Annotated in this window: 21 protein-coding genes and 2 other annotated features; of the genes, 1 reads left to right on the forward strand and 20 read right to left on the reverse strand. The window is 37.7% G+C overall.

Annotated features, from left to right (window positions below):
- Nucleotides 1-14 precede the first annotated feature (14 nt).
- From rpmA to M014_RS0121505, 16 genes are all read right to left on the reverse strand, one after another.
- On the reverse strand, nucleotides 15-305 hold the full coding sequence (gene rpmA / locus M014_RS0121430; RefSeq protein ID WP_017150650.1) for a 50S ribosomal protein L27: 291 nt from the start codon (nucleotides 303-305) through the stop codon (nucleotides 15-17).
- Nucleotides 306-308: 3 nt separating this feature from the next.
- Nucleotides 309-653, reverse strand: a complete 345-nt coding sequence (locus M014_RS0121435; RefSeq protein ID WP_026593512.1) for a ribosomal-processing cysteine protease Prp — start codon at nucleotides 651-653, stop codon at nucleotides 309-311.
- An 11-nt stretch (nucleotides 654-664) separates the two neighbouring features.
- Complete coding sequence (gene rplU / locus M014_RS0121440) at nucleotides 665-973, reverse strand: 50S ribosomal protein L21 (protein WP_000270908.1); 309 nt, start codon at nucleotides 971-973, stop codon at nucleotides 665-667.
- 14 nt (nucleotides 974-987) lie between these two features.
- Nucleotides 988-1,065 (reverse strand) — a sequence feature (ribosomal protein L21 leader region).
- A 77-nt stretch (nucleotides 1,066-1,142) separates the two neighbouring features.
- Nucleotides 1,143-2,531, reverse strand: coding sequence for an Rne/Rng family ribonuclease (locus tag M014_RS0121445; RefSeq protein WP_026593513.1), 1,389 nt, complete (start codon nucleotides 2,529-2,531; stop codon nucleotides 1,143-1,145).
- Nucleotides 2,532-2,598: 67 nt separating this feature from the next.
- A complete protein-coding gene (locus M014_RS0121450) occupies nucleotides 2,599-3,459 on the reverse strand; it encodes a M50 family metallopeptidase (RefSeq protein ID WP_026593514.1) in 861 nt (286 codons plus the stop codon).
- On the reverse strand, nucleotides 3,452-4,195 hold the full coding sequence (locus tag M014_RS0121455; RefSeq protein ID WP_026593515.1) for a M23 family metallopeptidase: 744 nt from the start codon (nucleotides 4,193-4,195) through the stop codon (nucleotides 3,452-3,454). The genes M014_RS0121450 and M014_RS0121455 overlap by 8 nt, the downstream gene beginning before the upstream one ends.
- Before the next feature lie 170 nt (nucleotides 4,196-4,365).
- Nucleotides 4,366-5,163, reverse strand: coding sequence for a septum site-determining protein MinD (gene minD, locus M014_RS0121460; protein ID WP_026593516.1), 798 nt, complete (start codon nucleotides 5,161-5,163; stop codon nucleotides 4,366-4,368).
- A 2-nt stretch (nucleotides 5,164-5,165) separates the two neighbouring features.
- Nucleotides 5,166-5,849 (reverse strand): septum site-determining protein MinC, encoded by a 684-nt coding sequence (minC, locus tag M014_RS0121465; protein ID WP_026593517.1) that lies wholly within the window; start codon nucleotides 5,847-5,849, stop codon nucleotides 5,166-5,168.
- Between the two features lie 35 nt (nucleotides 5,850-5,884).
- A complete protein-coding gene (gene mreD / locus M014_RS0121470; RefSeq protein WP_026593518.1) occupies nucleotides 5,885-6,427 on the reverse strand; it encodes a rod shape-determining protein MreD in 543 nt (180 codons plus the stop codon).
- 12 nt (nucleotides 6,428-6,439) lie between these two features.
- On the reverse strand, nucleotides 6,440-7,294 hold the full coding sequence (mreC, locus tag M014_RS0121475; protein WP_026593519.1) for a rod shape-determining protein MreC: 855 nt from the start codon (nucleotides 7,292-7,294) through the stop codon (nucleotides 6,440-6,442).
- 41 nt (nucleotides 7,295-7,335) lie between these two features.
- Nucleotides 7,336-8,352: a cell shape-determining protein MreB gene (gene mreB / locus M014_RS0121480; RefSeq protein ID WP_026593520.1), complete on the reverse strand. Its 1,017-nt coding sequence runs from the start codon at nucleotides 8,350-8,352 to the stop codon at nucleotides 7,336-7,338.
- A gap of 158 nt (nucleotides 8,353-8,510) precedes the next feature.
- A complete protein-coding gene (radC, locus tag M014_RS0121485; RefSeq protein ID WP_026593521.1) occupies nucleotides 8,511-9,188 on the reverse strand; it encodes a RadC family protein in 678 nt (225 codons plus the stop codon).
- A 47-nt stretch (nucleotides 9,189-9,235) separates the two neighbouring features.
- Complete coding sequence (locus tag M014_RS0121490; protein WP_026593522.1) at nucleotides 9,236-9,811, reverse strand: Maf family protein; 576 nt, start codon at nucleotides 9,809-9,811, stop codon at nucleotides 9,236-9,238.
- A 223-nt stretch (nucleotides 9,812-10,034) separates the two neighbouring features.
- Nucleotides 10,035-10,994 (reverse strand): hypothetical protein, encoded by a 960-nt coding sequence (locus tag M014_RS0121495; RefSeq protein WP_026593523.1) that lies wholly within the window; start codon nucleotides 10,992-10,994, stop codon nucleotides 10,035-10,037.
- 164 nt (nucleotides 10,995-11,158) lie between these two features.
- Nucleotides 11,159-12,460 carry a bifunctional folylpolyglutamate synthase/dihydrofolate synthase gene (locus tag M014_RS0121500; protein WP_026593524.1) on the reverse strand — a complete coding sequence of 434 codons (1,302 nt, stop codon included), beginning with the start codon at nucleotides 12,458-12,460 and terminating at the stop codon, nucleotides 11,159-11,161.
- 114 nt (nucleotides 12,461-12,574) lie between these two features.
- Nucleotides 12,575-15,220, reverse strand: a complete 2,646-nt coding sequence (locus M014_RS0121505) for a valine--tRNA ligase (RefSeq protein ID WP_026593525.1) — start codon at nucleotides 15,218-15,220, stop codon at nucleotides 12,575-12,577.
- Nucleotides 15,221-15,258: 38 nt separating this feature from the next.
- Nucleotides 15,259-15,490 (reverse strand) — a binding site (T-box leader).
- Between the two features lie 278 nt (nucleotides 15,491-15,768).
- Between M014_RS0121505 and M014_RS28785 the strand changes: the two genes are divergently transcribed.
- Complete coding sequence (locus M014_RS28785) at nucleotides 15,769-15,963, forward strand: hypothetical protein (RefSeq protein ID WP_081811105.1); 195 nt, start codon at nucleotides 15,769-15,771, stop codon at nucleotides 15,961-15,963.
- Nucleotides 15,964-15,989: 26 nt separating this feature from the next.
- Here M014_RS28785 and ysxE read toward each other — a convergent pair whose 3' ends face one another.
- The 4 genes from ysxE to hemB form a co-directional block, all read right to left on the reverse strand.
- Nucleotides 15,990-17,015 (reverse strand): spore coat protein YsxE, encoded by a 1,026-nt coding sequence (gene ysxE, locus M014_RS0121515; protein ID WP_026593526.1) that lies wholly within the window; start codon nucleotides 17,013-17,015, stop codon nucleotides 15,990-15,992.
- A 324-nt stretch (nucleotides 17,016-17,339) separates the two neighbouring features.
- Nucleotides 17,340-18,362 carry a stage VI sporulation protein D gene (gene spoVID, locus M014_RS0121520; RefSeq protein WP_026593527.1) on the reverse strand — a complete coding sequence of 341 codons (1,023 nt, stop codon included), beginning with the start codon at nucleotides 18,360-18,362 and terminating at the stop codon, nucleotides 17,340-17,342.
- A gap of 167 nt (nucleotides 18,363-18,529) precedes the next feature.
- Nucleotides 18,530-19,819 carry a glutamate-1-semialdehyde 2,1-aminomutase gene (gene hemL / locus M014_RS0121525; RefSeq protein WP_026593528.1) on the reverse strand — a complete coding sequence of 430 codons (1,290 nt, stop codon included), beginning with the start codon at nucleotides 19,817-19,819 and terminating at the stop codon, nucleotides 18,530-18,532.
- Nucleotides 19,819-20,808, reverse strand: coding sequence for a porphobilinogen synthase (gene hemB / locus M014_RS0121530; RefSeq protein ID WP_026593529.1), 990 nt, complete (start codon nucleotides 20,806-20,808; stop codon nucleotides 19,819-19,821). Before hemB ends, hemL begins: the two co-directional genes overlap by 1 nt.
- Nucleotides 20,809-20,815 lie beyond the last annotated feature (7 nt).

The raw sequence follows: 20,815 nt of genomic DNA on the forward strand, positions 1-20,815 counted from the left end.
TTTCCGTGAGTTTCTTATGCTTCTTGAGCAACAGGATATACGCTCACTTGTTTGCGGTCACGGCCAAGACGCTCGAAGCGTACTACGCCGTCAACTTTCGCGTATAAAGTGTCATCGCCACCACGACCAACGTTAACACCTGGATAAATTTTTGTACCGCGTTGACGGTAAAGAATTGAACCACCTGAAACCATTTGACCATCTGCGCGTTTAGCACCAAGACGTTTTGACTGAGAGTCACGACCGTTCTTTGTACTACCTACACCTTTCTTAGATGCGAAAAACTGAAGATCTAATCTTAACATACGTTACACCTCCTGCACTTTTTCTATTAAACGGATATACTTTCCGTAATCAAGTTCGATCGTCTTAAGCGAAACAACTAATCCTTCTAAAAGTGTTTGTGCTTTTTCCATTGTATGAGTGTCTAAATCATTAGGCAATTCATACGTTAAGAATCCGCCATCACTTCCGAGTTCAATAGTTGCCTGCACATTACAAAGTACTTCCACTGCATTTATAGATCCGAACACAACCGCTGTTGTTCCGGCACAAACAAGATCTTGTCCGTGCGGCGCATAATCGGCATGCCCAGTCATTTTAAATGATTGGATACTTCCTAATTTCGTGCGACTTATCGTAATCTTAATCATCTTAACCAGAATTAAGCGTTGATTGCTTCAACAACTAGCTTAGTGTAAGGTTGACGATGACCTTGTTTCTTACGATTGTTCTTTTTCGCTTTGTATTTGAAAACGATGATTTTCTTAGCGCGACCGTGTTTTTCAACTTTCGCAGTAACTGTTGCACCTTCTACAACTGGGCTACCAACTTTCACGTTTTCGCCACCAACGAAAAGAACTTTGTCAAAAGTAACAGTTTCACCAGCTTCAACATCTAATTTTTCAATGTAGATTTCTTGACCAGCTTCAACTTTGATTTGTTTTCCACCTGTTTCGATAATTGCGTACATACTTGCACCTCCTCATAATTACTAAGACTCGCCAAAACGAGGTAGACATAGAATGTCTTTTGAGAACCTGTCTTGTGCGGTTGTAGCATATAGCAGTTTAGGTGCTATAAACTATAACATAGAGATGTTATCATGAAACATAGACGATTGTCAATAAATGTTCTGCTAACTATTTTTTTCGCTCCATAATTTCTTGCTTCGTTCCAAACCGAACGATTGCATATTTCTCCACTTCTTCATCCTTGAAATAAATTTGAAACGGTATATTTTTTTGTAATTCTTTTTGTAAAAATATTTTTTGTACTCCTGCTCTTGCTGCAATTAACACAGCTTCATCCTCTACACTACTATATGTAATAAGCTCTCTTTCCAGCTCGTATGCAATAGTTTCATCGGAAATAACATGCCCTGTCGTTTTGCACTGCGAACAATCTTCTAGTAATACATCACGTAGGGAGTGTTTCTTACGCTTACGTGTCATTTCTAAAATACCGAGCTCTGTAAATCCGAGAACACGTGTATATGTACGATCCCTTTGAAGTGAAGAAATGAGTTTCTCTCTTACTTTTTCCCTATCTTCTTGTTTTTTCATATTAATAAAATCAATTAAAATCATACCACCAATATCACGCAGCCTTAATTGGCGAGCAATTTCTTGCGCAGCTATTTCATTCGTCCGTAATACCGTATCTTGCAAATTCTGCTTTCCAGTAAATTTACCAGTGTTCACATCAATTACCGTCATTGTCTCCATTTGTTCAATAATTAAATAAGAACCATTTGATAGCCACACTATTTTTTGTAGTGCTTTTTCAATTTCACGTTCTACACCATAGTGACTGAACATAGAAGTTTTTTCATTGTAAAACGAAACCTTCTCTTTCCCTACTTTCTCTTGCAATTCCAGTACTATACTACGTGTATCTACAATTACTTTTTCAATTGTTTCAATCGGATTTTCTTTAAATAAACGGTCTAAAAACGTTGCTGGGCGATGGAGTAATACCGGTGCCCTTCCATGATCTTCTTTTCTTTTTAATTCCTTAAACAGATTTTGAAAATGTTGCATTTCAATCTGCACTTCATCTATTGCACCTTTATCACAAGCTGAGCGAAAAATATATCCCCCGCTTCCTTCTAATTGAATTTCAAGCAATTGTTGTCGTTTTTTATTATTTTTTATTTTCCGGGAAACAGCACGCATCTCATCATAAGGCATATAAACGACATATTTCCCGGTAAATTCTACATTCGCTGTTAATTTTGGGCCTTTTGCATCAATTGCTTCTTTTACCACTTGTACCAGCAGAGCTTGTCCTTCATGTACTCGGTATGATGATGGCACATCGTCATAGGAGAGATATGCATGTTTTTCTAAACCAATATTTACGAAGGCTGCATTCATCCCGGCAATTGTTCGCACTACACGTCCTAAATAAATATGCCCAACAATCTCTTGCTCTTGATTTCGTTGCCATAAAAGTTCGACAATCTCTTGTTTTTCCTCTACAGCAACTCGTTTTTCCGAACCAGTGTAGTTGATGTATAACGTTTTCAAAATACTTTCCTCACTTTTTCATTTTCTTTTCTTCTTACAATATAAAAGGTTAGTGTCCTCGTCAACACTAACCGATTAACTCTTCTACAGATGAGGTTGTTCGTTTTTCGGTAAAATAAGCATAAAGCAATTCATTTTCGTCTAATGTATAATGTTCCTTATATTTTCCATGAACAATAATCGAGTGCTTATACCCTCTCCGGAACTTTGTGAAAATCGTGTATAATTGATCCTCCGTTCGCACCTCAATGGGAGCGATTTTTTCAATATCACGCTTGTTTCCATAATAACGTTCTAATAAAAAACGTATAAACGCATAACGCCGTTGCTTCCATTCTTGATATAGAGAAATCGCTAAAAATAAAAGAAGCATCCACATCATAATACTATTGCTATTCCAAAGAAGTTGCCATCCTAATATCACACTAAAAAAAACACATGATATTTTCATCATTTTCTCATGCGCTTGTAAATAAGGGAATTGGCGCGACAAAACATTAAACAATACTTTCCCACCATCTAGTGGCCAAATTGGAAGTAAATTAAACCCTAAAATAATTAAATTGTTCCATACAAAATAATGATACAGTTCCTCGCTAAACCATCCTATCCTAACTAAGACGTAAGCTAGCCCAATCATCCATACATGTTGAATAGGTCCCGCTATTACAACGATTAATTCTTCCTTTAATGGCTTATTCCCATGTTCCTCAAGCTCCGCCACCCCGCCAAACGGTAAAAGTTGTATTTGCTTGATTCTCCATTTATAATAAGCTGCTGCGAAGGCGTGCCCAAGTTCATGAATCAAAACGATACAAAATAAAAGTAGTAATTCTTTAAAACGCGCCGTCAAAACTCCAATCGCTATAATTCCCCAAAACAACGGATGCACTGTAATTTTTGACAATACTTCACTATATTTATTCAAATGAAATCACCTGAATCGGATCAATAAATTTTTCATTCTTTTTGATCGCAAAATAGAATTTGCCATTTTTGTTATCCGCATTACTCTCAACTGTTCCAATCTTTTGTTTCTTTTCAACATAATCATATAATTTTACAGATGTCTCCCCTAAATTTCCATACCATGATTCCGTGCCATCTGCATGTTGGATCTCAACTATATTCCCAAATCCCTCTTTCTTACCGGCGAAAATGACAACTCCTTCATTTACAGATTCAACAGCTGTATTCACAGCTGTTTGCACAAATACACCTTGGCCATCTTTTTGAAATTTTTGCATGACTTTCCCCGAAGCTGGAACTGCATAATCTTTTTGCTGCACTGGTTGCTTCTTTTCATTCGCAGGTAGAAAAGCAAGTGGTTTTCCAAATTGATCTTCGTACCATTTTGATACAGTAGCAAACTGAAATTCTTCTTGCATAACTTGTTTTACAACCGTTCTTGCTCCATCCAAAGAAGCTGGTGCATTTTTAAATAATATAGCTACCGAGAGAACAAGAATCGTCGCTAATAAAAATTTAAATAAAAATACTTCCTTTCGAAAAAAAGGATACACCTCTTTTTCACCCTCTTCAATCAAAATTGTTTCCTCATCCAAGTTCTCTTCAGAAAAATATCGTTCTTCCTCGAGCCTCTCTTTCTCTTCCCTTCTCTTCGCAATCCGTTTTTTAATATCTTCTACCCGTCTATTCCTCATTCTGTCCCCTTCCTTTTTTACCTCATTTTTGCATCAGAAGTGAAACACTAATAATCAAAAAGTGCTCTATTTACCAAACTTTATACAGTTTGTACATATGTATGAGCCCTAGAAGGAAGATATTCATGAGAAGAAAAAAGAAAAGCACTTCGCATATATGCGAAGTGCTCTTAACGAATTCCAAAGAAATTCTTTACTTTTGTAAAAACAGATAACTTCTCTTGTTCAAACGCTTGTAAAGGTACAGATTCACCTAGCAAACGCCTTGCAATATTCCGATAAGCTAATGATGCTTTCCCACTCGGCTGCAACGCTACAGGCTCACCTGTATTTGTAGCACGAATAACTTCATCATCATCCTCGACAACTCCAAGTAGCTCAATCGAAAGTGTACGTACAATTTCATCTACATCTAACATATCCTGCTCATGTAACATATGGCTACGCACACGGTTAATAACAAGTTTTGGTGGTTCAATATCTTCTTTTTCTAAAAGCCCAATAATACGATCTGCATCACGCATAGAAGATACTTCAGGTGTCGTTACAACAATTGCTTTATCTGCACCTGCCACCGCATTTTTGAATCCCTGCTCAATACCAGCAGGACAATCAATTAATATGTAATCATAATCTTGACGTAATAGTTGTATTAACTCATCCATTTGTTCAGGAGTTACCGCTGACTTATCGCTCGTTTGTGCTGCAGGTAATAAATAAAGCTCATCAAAGCGCTTATCTTTAATCAGAGCCTGAGGTAAACGACAACGACCTTCGACGACATCAACAAGATCAAATACAATACGATTTTCTAGCCCCATTACTACGTCTAAGTTTCTTAGACCAATATCCGTATCAATTAAACATACTTTTTTTCCGGATAATGCTAAGGCTGTACCAATGTTTGCAGACGTTGTAGTTTTTCCTACTCCGCCTTTTCCAGATGTAATTACTATTGCCTCTCCCACAGCTATACAATTCCCCTTTCTAACTTTGTTAAATTAGGTCTAAGATGAGTGAGAAGTTGCAGGCGATCGACAACAATGTGATTGTTCTCATCAATATACGCACATTCTGCCGCCTCTGCTCCGTCTTCTTTCTCTTCCGGAGCCCGCATTGTCACATCACTAATTCGAAGTTGCATTGGATTCATAACAGATGCTGCAATCACAGCATCTGTATCCCCATAATATCCAGCATGCGCAATTCCTCGTAATGATCCAACGACAAAAATATTTCCTCCAGCGATAACCGTTCCGCCTGGATTGACATCCCCAATTAATAATAGGTTTCCTTCTACATGCAATACTTGACCTGAGCGAACAATTTTGGAAACAGGGACAATTTCTGTTTCTTCTTTCCATGCTTTTGCTTCAGCTTTTGTTATAACATCGCTCTCAATTGAATCTACAACAAGATTTTTTTTATTTCGAATCAAAGTGCGAAGTTCTTCTTGCTGTACCTCTGCCAAATAGCGATTGCCAACTTTAACATGTACTTCGATTAATGACCGTCCATCACCATCGTAATAGTGGGTGGAAAGTTTTTCGTCCAGTTCTTGCAGTAATTCAGAAAATGAACAGCAATCATCTAAATGTAATGTCAGTCCATCTTTTGTCCCTTTTATCGTTACATTCTGTTGCTTTTTTTCCACTAAAGTTCACCCCAACGATTCAATTCGACATAAAATCAGAAAATCCTTTTTTCTTTTTCTTCCATCGCTTTTGAAAGACGTAAAAGATATCGTCTCAGTGGGAAACAAACTAGCAATAAGAAAATTCCATTTAACAATAAAGTAGCAAGGAGACGATCTGAGAAAAAGATATGCGCTGGTACATGAATACGTCCTAGCAAAGTTAAAAATCCATATACATAATACTCTAATGCTGCAATACCCGCTAATACAATAAAAGAAACAATAAATAAGTTCAATTGTAATACTCTCATCGTACTATAAACGAGATATGCTAAGATTGGATAAGCAAATATGTATACCCCTACAAGTTCCGTATATACAGTATCAAATAAAAAACCGAATAATAGTCCGTAGTAAATACCTTGAAGAGGACTATAATATACAGTAATAAAGCATAAGACAATCATAAAGAAATGTGGCGCTGCTATACTGTCTTTCCAAAACAATGCTGTTGGAACTACAGTAGAAAACATATTTTCGAATAAAAAAACAAAAAGAAGCAGCAGAGGAAGAATTGCTCTTTTTAAAATAGCCATATCTTCTCCCCCTTACTGTTCTAACGCTGCTGAGGGCATAACTCGTTTTGTAACCATAACATGGTCCACATCATTTAAATCCGCAGCAGGTTTTACATAAGCTGTTTGTGTTAATCCATATTCATCTGGTGCAACATCTACAATTTTCCCAATTACAAGTCCTTTCGGGAAAATATCACTTAATCCTGATGTTACAACTGTTTGATCTTTTTCTACCTTTACATCAGATGGAATCTTTGTGAAAACAAGAGTTTGTTTTTCCTTGTCGTATCCTTCAATTAATCCAAAAATACGCTCTTGCCCTTCTACTACAGCAGAAATACGATTTGTTCGATTCAGTGAGCTCAATAACTCCACAGTTGATGTGAATTGAGACACACTCTTCACTCTTCCGACTAACCCTTTTGAAGTCATAACAGCCATATCCTTCTGAATTCCTTGCTGTGCACCTCTATCAATTGAAATCAAGTCATACCACTTGTCTGGATTTCGTGCAATCACTGTAGCTTGAATTGGCTTATAGTCACGAAGAGAATCTTTTTTATCAATCACTTCACGAAGTTTCGCATTATCTTTTTCCAAATCTTTTACTTTCACGGATAATTCCGCATACTTATCTAATTTTTCTTTTAGTGTTTTATTTTCTTCATACGTGCGCTTTACATCTTCTACATTCTCAAAGAATCCGGCAACATAGTTCGCTGGCTTTTGGAATACACGCTCTACAACACCGACAGTATCTTTTACAAACTGCTCTGGCCATGTTAGATTTTTTCGTTCTTTCAATGAGATTCCAATCAATGCCACGAGAAGAATAATACTAACTAGCAAAACAATTAATCTTTTGTTTAAGAAAAACTGTGGCACGTTCACACCCTCTTAATTTCATTGATTTTTATTCAGGAATATTATCGAGCTGTTTTGAAAAGGTCGATATTATCTAAAGCTTTACCTGTTCCAATCGCTACACAGTCAAGTGGATTTTCTGCAACAAGAACTGGCATTTTCGTTTCTTCACTAATTACTTTGTCCAAGTTACGAAGTAATGCACCGCCTCCAGTTAATACAATTCCACGGTCCATAATATCCGCAGCTAATTCAGGTGGCGTTTTTTCTAATGTATTTTTTACTGATTCAACAATTGCTTCTACTGTGTCTTTTAATGCATCTGCAATCTCTTCAGGTTTAATTAATACTGTTTTTGGTAAACCACTTACTAAATCACGACCACGGATTTCCATTGGTTCAACACCTTCTGGCTCGCCAGCAGATCCGATTTCCATTTTTAATGCCTCTGCTGTTCTTTCCCCGATCATTAAATTGTAGTTCTTCTTAATGTATTGAATAATAGAATCATCCATGTCATCACCAGCAACACGAACTGATTGACTTGTTACAATTCCGCCTAAAGAAATAATTGCAACTTCTGTTGTACCACCACCGATATCAACAACCATACTACCAGTTGGTTCCCAAACAGGTAAGTTTGCACCGATCGCCGCTGCAAATGGCTCCTCAATTGGATATGCATCGCGCGCACCCGCTTGGCGAGTTGCATCGATTACTGCACGTCTTTCTACAGCAGTAATACCAGATGGCACACATACCATTACATATGGCTTACGAGAGAAAAATCCATTTGATTTTTGCGCTTGTTGGATATAGTATTTCATCATTGTTGCTGTTGTTTCATAGTCAGCAATTACACCATCTTTCATTGGACGAAGAGCTACTACGTTTCCTGGTGTACGACCAATCATTTGTTTCGCATCGCCACCAACTGCAACGATTTGTTTTGTATCCGTTTGTAAAGCTACAACTGAAGGTTCACGTAAAACTACACCTTTTCCTTTTACATATACAAGAGTGTTCGCTGTTCCTAAATCAATTCCAAGATCACGAGTAAAACCACCAAATCCAAACATATTATCTATCTTCCTTTCTCATTTCACGGACTCATTTTCTTACTTTATATTTATAATAAAACAGTACGTTTTTATATTTTCTATCCTTTATTGTAAGCGAATGCCTACAAAAAACTCATAAATCACATTATAAAACAAAATAAGTAAAAAGAATAGTCTTAAATATGACCTTTTTCTTTTAAACTCACGAATTTATGGTCACCTATAATAATGTGATCAAGGACTTCAATTCCAATAATTCTCCCACATTCCACCAATCGCTTTGTTACTTCAATATCTTCACGACTCGGCGTAGGGTCTCCTGAAGGATGGTTATGCAGACATATAATAGAGGCTGCTGCACGGCGAAAAGCTTCTTTGAACACCTCACGGGGGTGCACAATTGAGGCATTTAGACTTCCAATAAACACAGTCTGACGGTGCACGATTTGATTTTTCGTATTTAAGTATAAACAAACAAAGTGCTCTTGTTGTAAAAAACGCATCTCTTCCATCATATAACTAGCACAATCTTCTGGACTCCGAATACTATATCTGTTTTGGTACTCTAAACGTACCATTCTTCTTCCTAATTCAAAAGCAGCGATTAACTGAGACGCCTTTGCTACTCCTACTCCATGAATGCTTGTCATCTCTTCCATTGTAGCATCTTTCAACATTCTTAATCCGTCAAAATGATATAAAATTTGATCCGCTAATGTTAGAACAGATTCTTCTTTAGAACCCGTTCTAAGTAATACTGCAAGAAGTTCCCGATTCGATAAATTACTTGCTCCTTCTGCTAATAAACGCTCCCGTGGTTGTTCTTCTTTCAAAACATCACGAATACCGTTCATATGTTCACTCCTTTTTCAATTTTTCGCAAAGAAAACCCCATGCAATTTTAAGCATGGGATGCATCACTATCGAACTGTTTTAATTCACGAATAAGACGCGCAATTGGTAAACCCACTACACTGTAGTAGTCTCCTTGAATATGATGAACAAAGATGGAACCTTTCCCTTGAATACCGTAACTTCCTGCCTTATCAAGTGGTTCTTTCGTCCCAATATACGTATCAATCTCTTCTTCTGTTAGTTCCCAAAATGTAACTTCCGTACGTTCATAGAAAGTTACCGTTTTTTCTTTTGAAATGAGCGCAACACCTGTATATACTTCATGTGTTTTCCCTGACAGTAATTGCAACATTTCCTTTGCCTCCGCCTCATCGGAAGGCTTTCCAAGAATACGTGACTCATATGTAACAATCGTGTCTGCTCCTAACACTATACCATCCTCATGATTTTCTGCTACAGCAGAGGCTTTTTGCAAAGCAAGCGACATCACGATATCTGAAGGTGACGAATACGCACCGATTGTTTCTTCTATTTCACTCACAACAATTTCAAATGGTACATCCGCTAGTTCAAGTAATTCCTTCCGGCGTGGTGAGCCAGAAGCTAGAATAAGTTTTTTCATATTTTCTCCTTTCTTTCTTGCACGTAACAGAAAAATATAACTTAATCGTATCAAATGAATATCTTTCCCACAAATTGAAAAAAATATCATTTTCTTTTCAGGAAATTGACTCTTCCCTTTGTATACGACTATATTCTGTACACAAAAAAAGCACTTTGATCTAAAATACAATCCAAAAGAAAAGAAAGAAGTCTCGGCACTTCTTTCTTCTCATTTTATTATCTTACTCTTTTGCTTTGTGCGAAACCACTTTTTCATAAGAAAGCAAACCATCAATGATAACTTGATTCAATTTAGCTACTGCTTCTTTATTAGTTTGTCCTTCTTTTATTGTTTGCATAGCTACTGATGCATACGTATATATTTTTTTTACATCCTCACGCTTAATTGATTTCCCCTCTTTTTCAATTGCCTTCCATTCCTTTTCAATCACTTCTATTTCTTTCGGATTACTTTTACTTCCAGATTGTATACTAGTCGAGTATTTTACAAAATGAATGTATAAGGACTGCAACTTACTTAACAATGGACCCGATTCTTTATCATTTTTCAGCAATGCCCGGTCTGTAATTTCCCATTTCTTTTTCAAAACTGATATACCATCTTTCTTATATTGTTCAATCAATTTCTCTGCGGATTGCTCGTCACTAGAAATTCCAACTACAAGTGAATATTTATCATCCATCGGTTTAATCGCTGCTACGCCTCCATTATCTTTCCACTCCTGAGTAGCTGCCTGTCCTTTTTCTTCAGAAGAATAGAGACCTCCTTGCACGAAATATAAGGTGATCGGTTCTAAAGCAGCTGCATTTACCTCTTTCGTTTTTTCTGCTTTTTTCTCTTCAGCCGTTACTTCATTTCGCTCTGCTTCATGATTCTTTTCTCCACTTGTCACCGTAGTTTCCCGAACTGTACCTTGCCCCGTTAACAAGTGAAGCATTCCCATCCCTAACACTGTGCCAATAATGATCGCGGTAGCAACTATAACAATAAAAGCATTATTCCATTTCTTCCGGTGCTGTCTGATAGATGGCAACTTATTTTTTTGAAACGGCACTACATTTTTCGGTGTTTCACTCTCTACTACTATCCAATCAAATTCATCTTTTTCCTTCTTCTTTTCTTCATACTTTGCTTCCGTTCCATTTACTTTAACCGAGATTGTTCGTGATTGCTTGTCCATACCCTCACACCTCACCTCTTATCATTGTCCGCATCATAACATATTCACTTCACAAAAAAACGAGATATTTGTCGGAGAGGTTCGTCAAATTGTCCCATATAGTTATCCTATATGTATGCATTTGACTTCATTTGTAGAACAAAAAAACTAGGGTAGCCGCTACCCTAGTTTCTTTCACAAATGTATTTTCGAACTTCTGAAATGAAGTAAAGAGAGCCCGTTATGATGAAAACATCCTTTTCTTGAAGAGCATTCAATTTCGTATCAATAGCTTCTTTCCAATTCTCAAAAACTTGTTTTGTTTCCTTACTTGAATAAGAAGCAAGCTCCTTAGCAGAAATCGCACGATCAAATGTGAATGTTGTAAAAATCATTTCATCTGCAATTGTTTCTAATTGTCCTACCATGTTATTCAGCTGCTTATCACCAAGAGCCGTAAATAAAACAATGACATTTCTATCGCTATAATGAGCCTCAACTGTTTTTACAAGACTTGCAATTCCTTCGGGATTATGTGCACCATCTATAATTACGTCAGGTTTACTTTGTAGTCGTTCAAATCGACCAATCCAATATGCTTCACTTAATCCTTCGCGAATATGTTCTTCCCCCATTAAGAATGATAGATATGTTTTAAGGTACATAACTCCCATCAGCGCCAATGCCGCATTTCCTACTTGATGACGCCCTTTCATTGAAATCCGAACTTCCTCAAAAGAAGAGAACGGACAAGAGAAATCAAAGAGCTCTCCATCTTCATCAGAACGCTGATGCACTGCTGTAAATTGCTTTCCGATTTCATAAAGGTTTGCATTTTTTTCTTTGGCAACCTTCTGAATAACCCCAAGTACTTCTTCATCCTGTGCGCCCGTAATAACAGGAACACCTGATTTAATAATCCCTGCTTTTTCATATGCAATTTCTCCTAGCGTATTACCTAAAATATGCATATGATCATGACCGACATTTGTAATCATCGTTAGTACTGGATGAATAACATTTGTAGAATCAAAACGACCTCCAAGCCCTGTTTCAAACAAGACGATATCACAGAAGTTTATTTTACCGAAATAGCAGATTGCCATGACCGTAATAATTTCAAACTCTGTTGCTTCTCCTAAATTTGTTTCATCTAACTTTTCAACAATTGGTTTTACCATGTTTACAAGCTCAGTAATTTCTTTATCTGCAATTGGTGTCCCATTCACACTAATTCGTTCATTAAATGTTTCAATATATGGAGACGTAAATGTCCCAACTTTATATTTTTCTGCCTCCAACATATAACGCATATATGTTAAAGTTGAACCTTTTCCATTTGTTCCTGCAAGATGAACACATTTTATATGACGCTCTGGATTTCCAAGCTCTTCTAACATCCACTGCATTCTCTCTAATCCTGGTTTAATACCAAACTTTAATCGGCTATGAATCCAACCTATTGCTTCTTCGTATGTATGTACCACTTGTGCCATTCCCCTTTCAAATCCAAAAAAGAACCAAGGCAAGAAATCACCTTAACTCTATTATACGCAAATAAAAGAGACTCACCAATATAGTGAGTCTCTTTGGAAAAACTTTTATTTTTGAAGATCAGCTAGACGTTGGCGAACTGCTTCGCGTTTTTCTAAGTAATCTTGCTCTTTCGCACGCTCTCCTTCAATAACTGCTGCTGGAGCTTTTGCTACGAAACCTTGATTTGCAAGTTTCTTCTGTACACGTTCTACCTCTTTATCGAACTTCTCAAGTTCTTTTTCAAGGCGTGCTTTCTCTTCATCAAGATTGATTAAATCAGCTAACGGTAAGAACAACTCTGCACCTGATACGATTGCAGTCATTGCTTTTTCTGGTGCTTGTAAATCCGTCTTAATCGTTAATTCACTTGGATTACAGAAACGCTCGATGTAAGAACTGTTTTTCGTAAGCTGAGCTAAAACTTTTTCGTCTTTTGCTTTAATCTGCATTTGAACTTTTTTACTCATTGGCGTATTTACTTCTGCACGGATGTTACGAACAGAGCGAATGATATCAACTAGAAGATGCATTTCAGCTGCCGCTTCTTCATCTTGTAAATCTTCGCGAACTGTTGGCCATGCAGCTACTGTAATAGATTCACCTTCATGCGGTAAGTGTTGCCAGATTTTCTCTGTTACGAACGGCATGAATGGGTGTAATAGACGCATCGTTTGGTCTAGTACATAAGCTAAAATAGAACGAGTTGTTTTCTTCGTTGCTTCATCTTCACCGTATAATGGTAGTTTTGCCATTTCAATGTACCAGTCACAGAAATCATCCCAAATGAAGTTGTATAACGCACGGCCAGCTTCACCGAATTCATATTTATCCATGTTACGTGTTACACTTTCAATCGTTTCATTTAAGCGAGTTAAAATCCACTTATCTGCAACAGATTTTTCACCAGTTAAATCGATATCTTCATATTGCATATCATCCATGTTCATTAATACGAAACGAGATGCATTCCAAATTTTATTAATAAAGTTCCAAGTAGATTCTACTTTCTCCATGCTAAAGCGTAAATCCTGTCCTGGTGCACTTCCCGTCGATAAGAAGAAACGCATTGCATCTGCACCGTACTTATCGATAACATCCATTGGATCAATACCGTTACCTAGAGATTTACTCATCTTACGCCCTTGCTCATCACGAACTAAACCATGAATTAATACATCCTTAAATGGACGCTCTCCTGTAAACTCTAAACCTTGGAAAATCATACGAGATACCCAGAAGAAAATAATATCATAACCCGTTACAAGCGCATCTGTAGAATAGTAGCGTTTGAAGTCTTCATCATTTTCATTTGGCCAACCAAGTGTTGAGAATGGCCATAACGCTGAGCTAAACCATGTATCAAGTACGTCGTTATCTTGATTCCAGTTTTCGATATCTGCTGGTGCTTCTGTACCTACGTATACTTCACCAGTTTCTTTATGATACCAAGCTGGAATGCGATGTCCCCACCATAATTGACGAGAAATACACCAGTCATGAATGTTTTCCATCCAGCGTAAGTATGTGTTCTCGAAACGATCTGGTACGAACGTTACTTTTTCTCCTTCTTTTTGTTGCAGAGCAACAGCCTTTTCTGCAAGTGGTGCCATTTTTACGAACCATTGTGTTGATAAGTAAGGCTCAACAACTGCTCCGCTACGCTCACTATGACCTACCGCATGCATATGAGGCTCGATTTCTACTAATACGCCAGCTTCTTGCAAGTCTTTTACTAACTCTTTACGGCATTCAAAACGATCCATACCGTTATATTTACCAGCTTTTTCATTCATTGTACCATCTTCGTTCATTACAAGAATGCGTGGTAAGTCATGGCGGTTACCTACTTCAAAGTCATTCGGATCATGAGCTGGAGTAATTTTCACAACACCTGTTCCGAAATCTTTTTCTACGTACTCATCAGCAATAATCGGAATCTCACGGCCTACAATTGGAAGTGTAACTGTTTTTCCGATTAAATGTTTGTAACGATCATCTTCCGGATGAACTGCTACTGCTGTATCACCAAGCATTGTTTCTGGACGAGTTGTTGCAAGACGAATATGACCAGAACCGTCTGTTAACGGATAGTTCATATGGTAGAATGCACCTTGAACCTCTTTATGAATTACTTCTATATCAGAAAGAGCTGTGCGTGTTGCTGGGTCCCAGTTAATGATATACTCACCGCGGTAAATTAAACCTTTTTCGTATAATTGAACGAATACTTTATTAACCGCATCAGATAAACCTTTATCTAATGTGAAGCGCTCACGCGTATAATCTAATCCTAAACCAACTTTTCCCCATTGCTGACGAATGTGAGAAGCATACTCTTCTTTCCATTCCCATGCCTTTTCAAGGAATTTCTCACGGCCAAGATCGTAACGTGAAATACCTTCTTCACGAAGTTTCGCTTCTACTTTTGCTTGCGTTGCGATGCCCGCATGGTCCATACCAGGAAGCCATAATACATCGTAACCTTGCATACGCTTCGTACGTGTTAAAATATCTTGAAGTGTTGTATCCCAAGCATGACCTAAGTGTAGCTTACCTGTTACGTTTGGAGGTGGAATTACAATTGTATACGGCTGTTTTTCCGCATCTCCTTTTGCTTCGAAATATTGGCCATCAAGCCACCATTTATAGCGGCCTTCTTCAACGGACATATGATCATATTTAGTTGGTAAATTCTTTTCCGTGTTTGACATTATTTTCCCTCCTTAAGAATAAAAAATGTCCCTCATCCAAAAAGGACGAGGGACATCGTGGTACCACCTTTATTTACAAACAAATTCAAAATTTGCTTATACTCTTAATTTGATAACGGACAGATCCGTCTTTTCCTAATGAGAATGAATCCGTTCAGAAAAGATGCTCCAGGGCTACCTTCTAACATGACTATCTAGAGAATCTCACAGCTAATAATTCTCCTCTCTGCAGACGTTTAATGTTATACTCTTCCCCTTCAACGCATTTATATAATTGTTATTTATTATATACAATAGTGTAAAAAACGAAACCATATTCGTCAAGATAAAAATATTTTTCAGCATTTTTCTACAATGGATAGATGCTATACTTTCCTATTTGATAAAAACAACCTATAATCATCAATCAGCTTAACTATTTTTTCTGTAATATATATGAAAGTCTGCAGCACAAGCACCTTAGGTATTTACCCCGCATACTGTAATATTACCCCTTCATCTTTTAAGATTCATGTACGGCAATAGCCTTTCTATACGGAGGAATGATTATGCGACGTTACAAACGCACCTATAATTTTTCAGCCCCTTCATGGGTTAGAAATTTGCAAACCATATTCGCTGATTTTGCAATTCCACTTACTATTTTCCAAGGAATTCGCACTTTACTACTTCCTACCTTTTTAGACTTTATCATCCTTATCATCTTTGTTGTAGCTACGATTCGCTTGCATTTTCAGCCGTAGCCTCAAGATACTTGAGACTACGGCTGTTACTCATTCCCTTGCTGCGCTGCTTGTAATTGTGAAATAAAATATTCTATATTACTTACAAGCCAATGCGCTTGTTGTAACATTTTCACACCTTGAAGTTCTTGCTTTTCACTACGACTCTGCTGTTTGCTTGTATAAGATTGAATTTGCCGAATAAATGGAGAAGGATATGTTAGATAAGCAAACATAAGAAGTTGCTCTTCTTTCGTAAACGGAAAATTCTTTTGATACACCTGATACCATTCAAAACGATCGTTTCTCGCCATTGGGTATGTGTTCAGTGAGCGGGAATAAAAACGGACAAGATCTTGAACTGGTGTCGCAAACTGAGATTTTTCCAAACTAATAAAATAACCATTTCGTTCATAATCGAATAAAAAATGCTTCATTGATACATTACCATGGATAAAAGAAACTCGTGTTTTTTCTTTCTCTTTCATCACTTCATGCCACTCTGAAAGCTGTTTCGTTGCAAATTCACGTGCTCTCATCACGTGATGAAAATACGTACAATACTGTAGTTCAAACGGAGACATATACCATTTCGCCTCAGATTCTACAAGAAATTTCTCTAAGAACTCCCCATCTTCCTCCCAACGCTCAGAGACATTTTTATAATGCTTCTCTAACGTTTCTTCCGTATATGATTCTTCTTTTACCGTCCTTTGGTGAAGCAGCGCTAACGTCTGAAACATTTTGTGATATTGATCATTGTCCTCTCCACTTCCTTCAGCTCGCTCCAGCCAGGGCATTAAATAATAACTATATGTTTCATCGTTCAAAATGTGATTCCCATCTATTGCATGGTAAATGGGTGCATAATGTGTAAATCCCTTTTCACGTAAATATTGAATATGATACATTAAATGATTTCGCTTCAATCGATGAGATGGTAATTTTTTTAATGCATATGGCCCTTGATTCGTATAAATTTTTATGATATTTCCGTGCTCTTCCATATGTTGGACATCTAATTGATACCGCTGTACGATCGGTGCATAACGATCCCGTAATTCTATATCCATACGAATGATCCTTTCTCATTCAAAAACGTAAAATAAAATTCCTTTTAACTGGAATAACCGATTTCTATAGAAATGCAGATTGAAAAACCGACATAAAGCCTAATCTTTAAGTGGAAGAAAGCATTAGAAGCGGTCAGTTCCTTTTTTCGCCCCATACCACGTGAGAACAAAAGGTGAAGATAAGTGGGGATTCATCCTCCTGCTGGGGACCCTCACGCTATCTTCCTCATTTCCATCTAAATCTTGAGGTGAGGATCTTACTGCCCGCTCATAGCAGGATAAACTAGGACGAAAGAAAAGAGGTGAGTGAAGAATCCTCTTCACTCACTTTGTCTTTGCTTTTGGCACAGGTATATATATAATTTGTCCTGTAGTTAAATACACATCATCTGTTTGGTTCACGCGATGTAAATGCTGGACAGTCGTTTCATATCGCTCCGCGACCGATTCAATTGTATCCCCTTCTTGCACAAAATACATACGTAATTTCGTAAACTCTTCTTCCGGCTCTTTCGTAAATAATTTTGTTAAGTATAATGCATTTTCATCTCGTTGCGAGTAGGATGCTTCCTCTTGCTCTTCTTGTAATTTCTCTGCTTGTTTTTTCTTAAAATCCTTCCGGCCGAACAATTCAAACTGTGGGGTAGTTTCTTTCACTTCTTCCCTTTCTTCTTCATGTCCTTCTAGTAGATGTTCTTCCTCTTCTAATTCTTGTTCTTTGCGCTCCTCTAATTGAAACGGCTCAAATGCATAATCTTCCCATCCGTCTGATTCTGTATGAACTACTACTTCCTCCACTGATCCTTTATCCTCATCCACCACTTTTGTTTCCTCAGCTCTACCAACTTCCACATTCTCCATTTCTTCCTCTTGTACTTCATACTGCATTCTCTCGTCCTCGCATAAACCAGAAATCGATATATCTGCTAATAGTTGCAAGCAACCATTTTCTTTTAATTCATAATCAAATTCCTCAATGGAAACATACAATTCTTCAACTTGTTTCACTCGGTTTCGCGGAATCGAAATTTCTAACGGAAAAGAGTGTACAAGTTCGTTGACACCATCTTCTCTCATTTCTACATAATCAATGGATTTCGCTGGAGATACGTCTCTTAATGAAAACTCAACCTCATCTTTCCTTGCAACATATTCCCCTGTTAAATCTAATTGCCCTCTCACAATCACTTCGTATTCAAGCTCTTCTATCTCAACGTCTGGATCTAACGAAATTGACAAAAGTTCTTCGACTTCCTGTCCTTTTTGGAACCAAACCGATTCTTTCAATGAAAAACGTAACGAATGATTTGTTGTCACTTTTTTTCCCCCTCCCAAACTGTATGTCATTACAGATTTATGTGCATGAGAGTCATTTTATGAGTAAAAAAATCGAACTGCATACATGGGATTCTGATTGATTTTTTTCATATATCAGCTTTCCAACAATATCCCCATAATTTTCAGCTATATATAAAAAAGGTTGCCAGGATATGATCCCTGACAACCTTTTTACTTTATGCTTTTAATTTTGACATTGCAATTTCTGCCGCTGCAATCGTTGCTTCAATATCAGCATCACTATGTGCTGTTGATAAGAATAAGCCCTCAAATTGAGAAGGTGGTAAGAATACACCTTGCTCTACCATTTCACGATAGTAAGCTGCAAAGAACTCTAAGTTTGAAGTTTTTGCCGCATCGTAGTTAATAACTGGTTTATTCGTAAAGAATATACCAATCATAGAACCGGCACGGTTGATATGGTGCGGAATACCGTGTTTTTCAGCCGCTTTACGCAGACCATTTTCTAGCATTTCAGCTTTACGTTCAAACTCTTGATAACACTCTGGCGTTAATTGTACTAACGTTTCATAACCTGCAGTCATCGCTAAAGGATTACCGGATAATGTACCTGCTTGATAAATTGGTCCGCTCGGTGCAACTTCACGCATAATTTCCGCTTTACCACCATATGCTCCTACTGGCAGACCACCGCCGATTACTTTTCCTAAACAAGTTAAGTCAGGCGTTACACCGTAATACCCTTGTCCGCAGTTATAAGCAACACGGAACCCTGTCATTACTTCATCAAAGATAAGCAAAGCACCATTTTTCTCTGTTACTTCACGAAGTCCTTCTAAAAATCCTGGCTGAGGTGGCACAACACCCATATTTCCAGCGACCGGCTCGACGATCACACAAGCAATGTCGTCACCGAATTGGTCGAAAGCATATTTTACGCTCTCTAAATCGTTATAAGCTACTGTAATTGTATTTTGTGCTACACCTTCAGGTACACCAGGGCTATCTGGTAAACCAAGCGTCGCAACACCAGAACCAGCTTTAATCAATAGGGAATCGCCATGCCCATGATAACAACCGATAAATTTCAAAATTTTATTACGCCCTGTATAACCACGTGCTAGACGAAGCGCACTCATTGTCGCTTCTGTTCCAGAGTTTACCATACGTACAATTTCAATAGACGGCACACGCTCAATTACAAGCTGCGCTAATTTATTTTCAATTTCTGTTGGCGCACCAAAGCTTGTTCCTTTTTCCGCAACAGCCTTTAATGATTCTACAACACGATCATTGGCATGCCCATGAATCAGTGGTCCCCATGATAATACGTAGTCGATATATTCATTCCCATCGATATCGTACACTTTAGAACCTTTCCCGCGCTCCATAAAGAGCGGATTCATACCAACGGATTTAAATGCACGAACCGGACTATTCACACCACCAGGCATTAAATTTTGTGCTGTTTCAAATGCTTCAATCGACTTATCAAACTTTTTCATTATTGTGCGCCTCCTTCTTGTAACCATCGTGCTGCATCTTTTGCATGATACGTAATGATTAAGTCTGCCCCTGCACGTTTCATGCTTAACAATTTCTCAAGTACAATGTCTTTTTCATTAATCCAACCATTTTGCGCTGCTGCTTTAATCATCGAATATTCTCCGCTCACATTATAAGCAACAATTGGTAAATTGAAATTATTCTTTACATCGCGAATAATATCTAAGTAAGAAAGAGCTGGTTTTACAATTAAGAAATCTGCTCCTTCCATTACATCTGATTCCGCTTCACGGAATGCTTCCATACGGTTTGCTGGATCCATTTGATACGTTTTACGATCGCCAAATTGTGGTGCACCATGTGCTGCATCGCGGAATGGACCGTAAAATGCAGATGAGTATTTCACAGCATATGACATAACCGGCACGTGTGAAAAACCGTTCTCATCTAATGCATGGCGAATCGCCGTTACAAATCCATCCATCATGTTAGATGGGGCAATAATATCCGCTCCTGCCTTCGCTTGACTTACCGCTGTTTTCGCAAGAACTTCTAGCGATGCATCATTTAAAATGATTCCATCCTCAATAACACCGCAATGTCCATGACTTGTATATTGACATAAACATGTATCTGCAACTACTACTAACTCTGGGAACTGTTCTTTAATTTGTTTAATTGCACGTTGTACAATACCATGCTCACAAAATGCAGAAGATCCAACTTCATCTTTTTCAGCAGGCAAGCCAAATACGATAACAGATCGAATACCTAAATCTACCACTTCTTGCATTTCAGCTTGCAGAAGATCTAAAGAAATTTGATATACATCTGGCATAGAAGGAACTTCGTTACGAACATTCTCTCCCTCTAGTACGAAAATAGGATAAATAAAATCTTCTGTATGTAAAAATGTTTCACGTACAAGTGCACGCATATTTCCGCTTTGTCTTAAACGACGGTGACGATTAAACTGTAAAGAATTCATAGATTTC

This window comes from Bacillus sp. UNC437CL72CviS29 (assembly GCF_000482345.1).
Classification (GTDB): domain Bacteria; phylum Bacillota; class Bacilli; order Bacillales; family Bacillaceae_G; genus Bacillus_A; species Bacillus_A arachidis.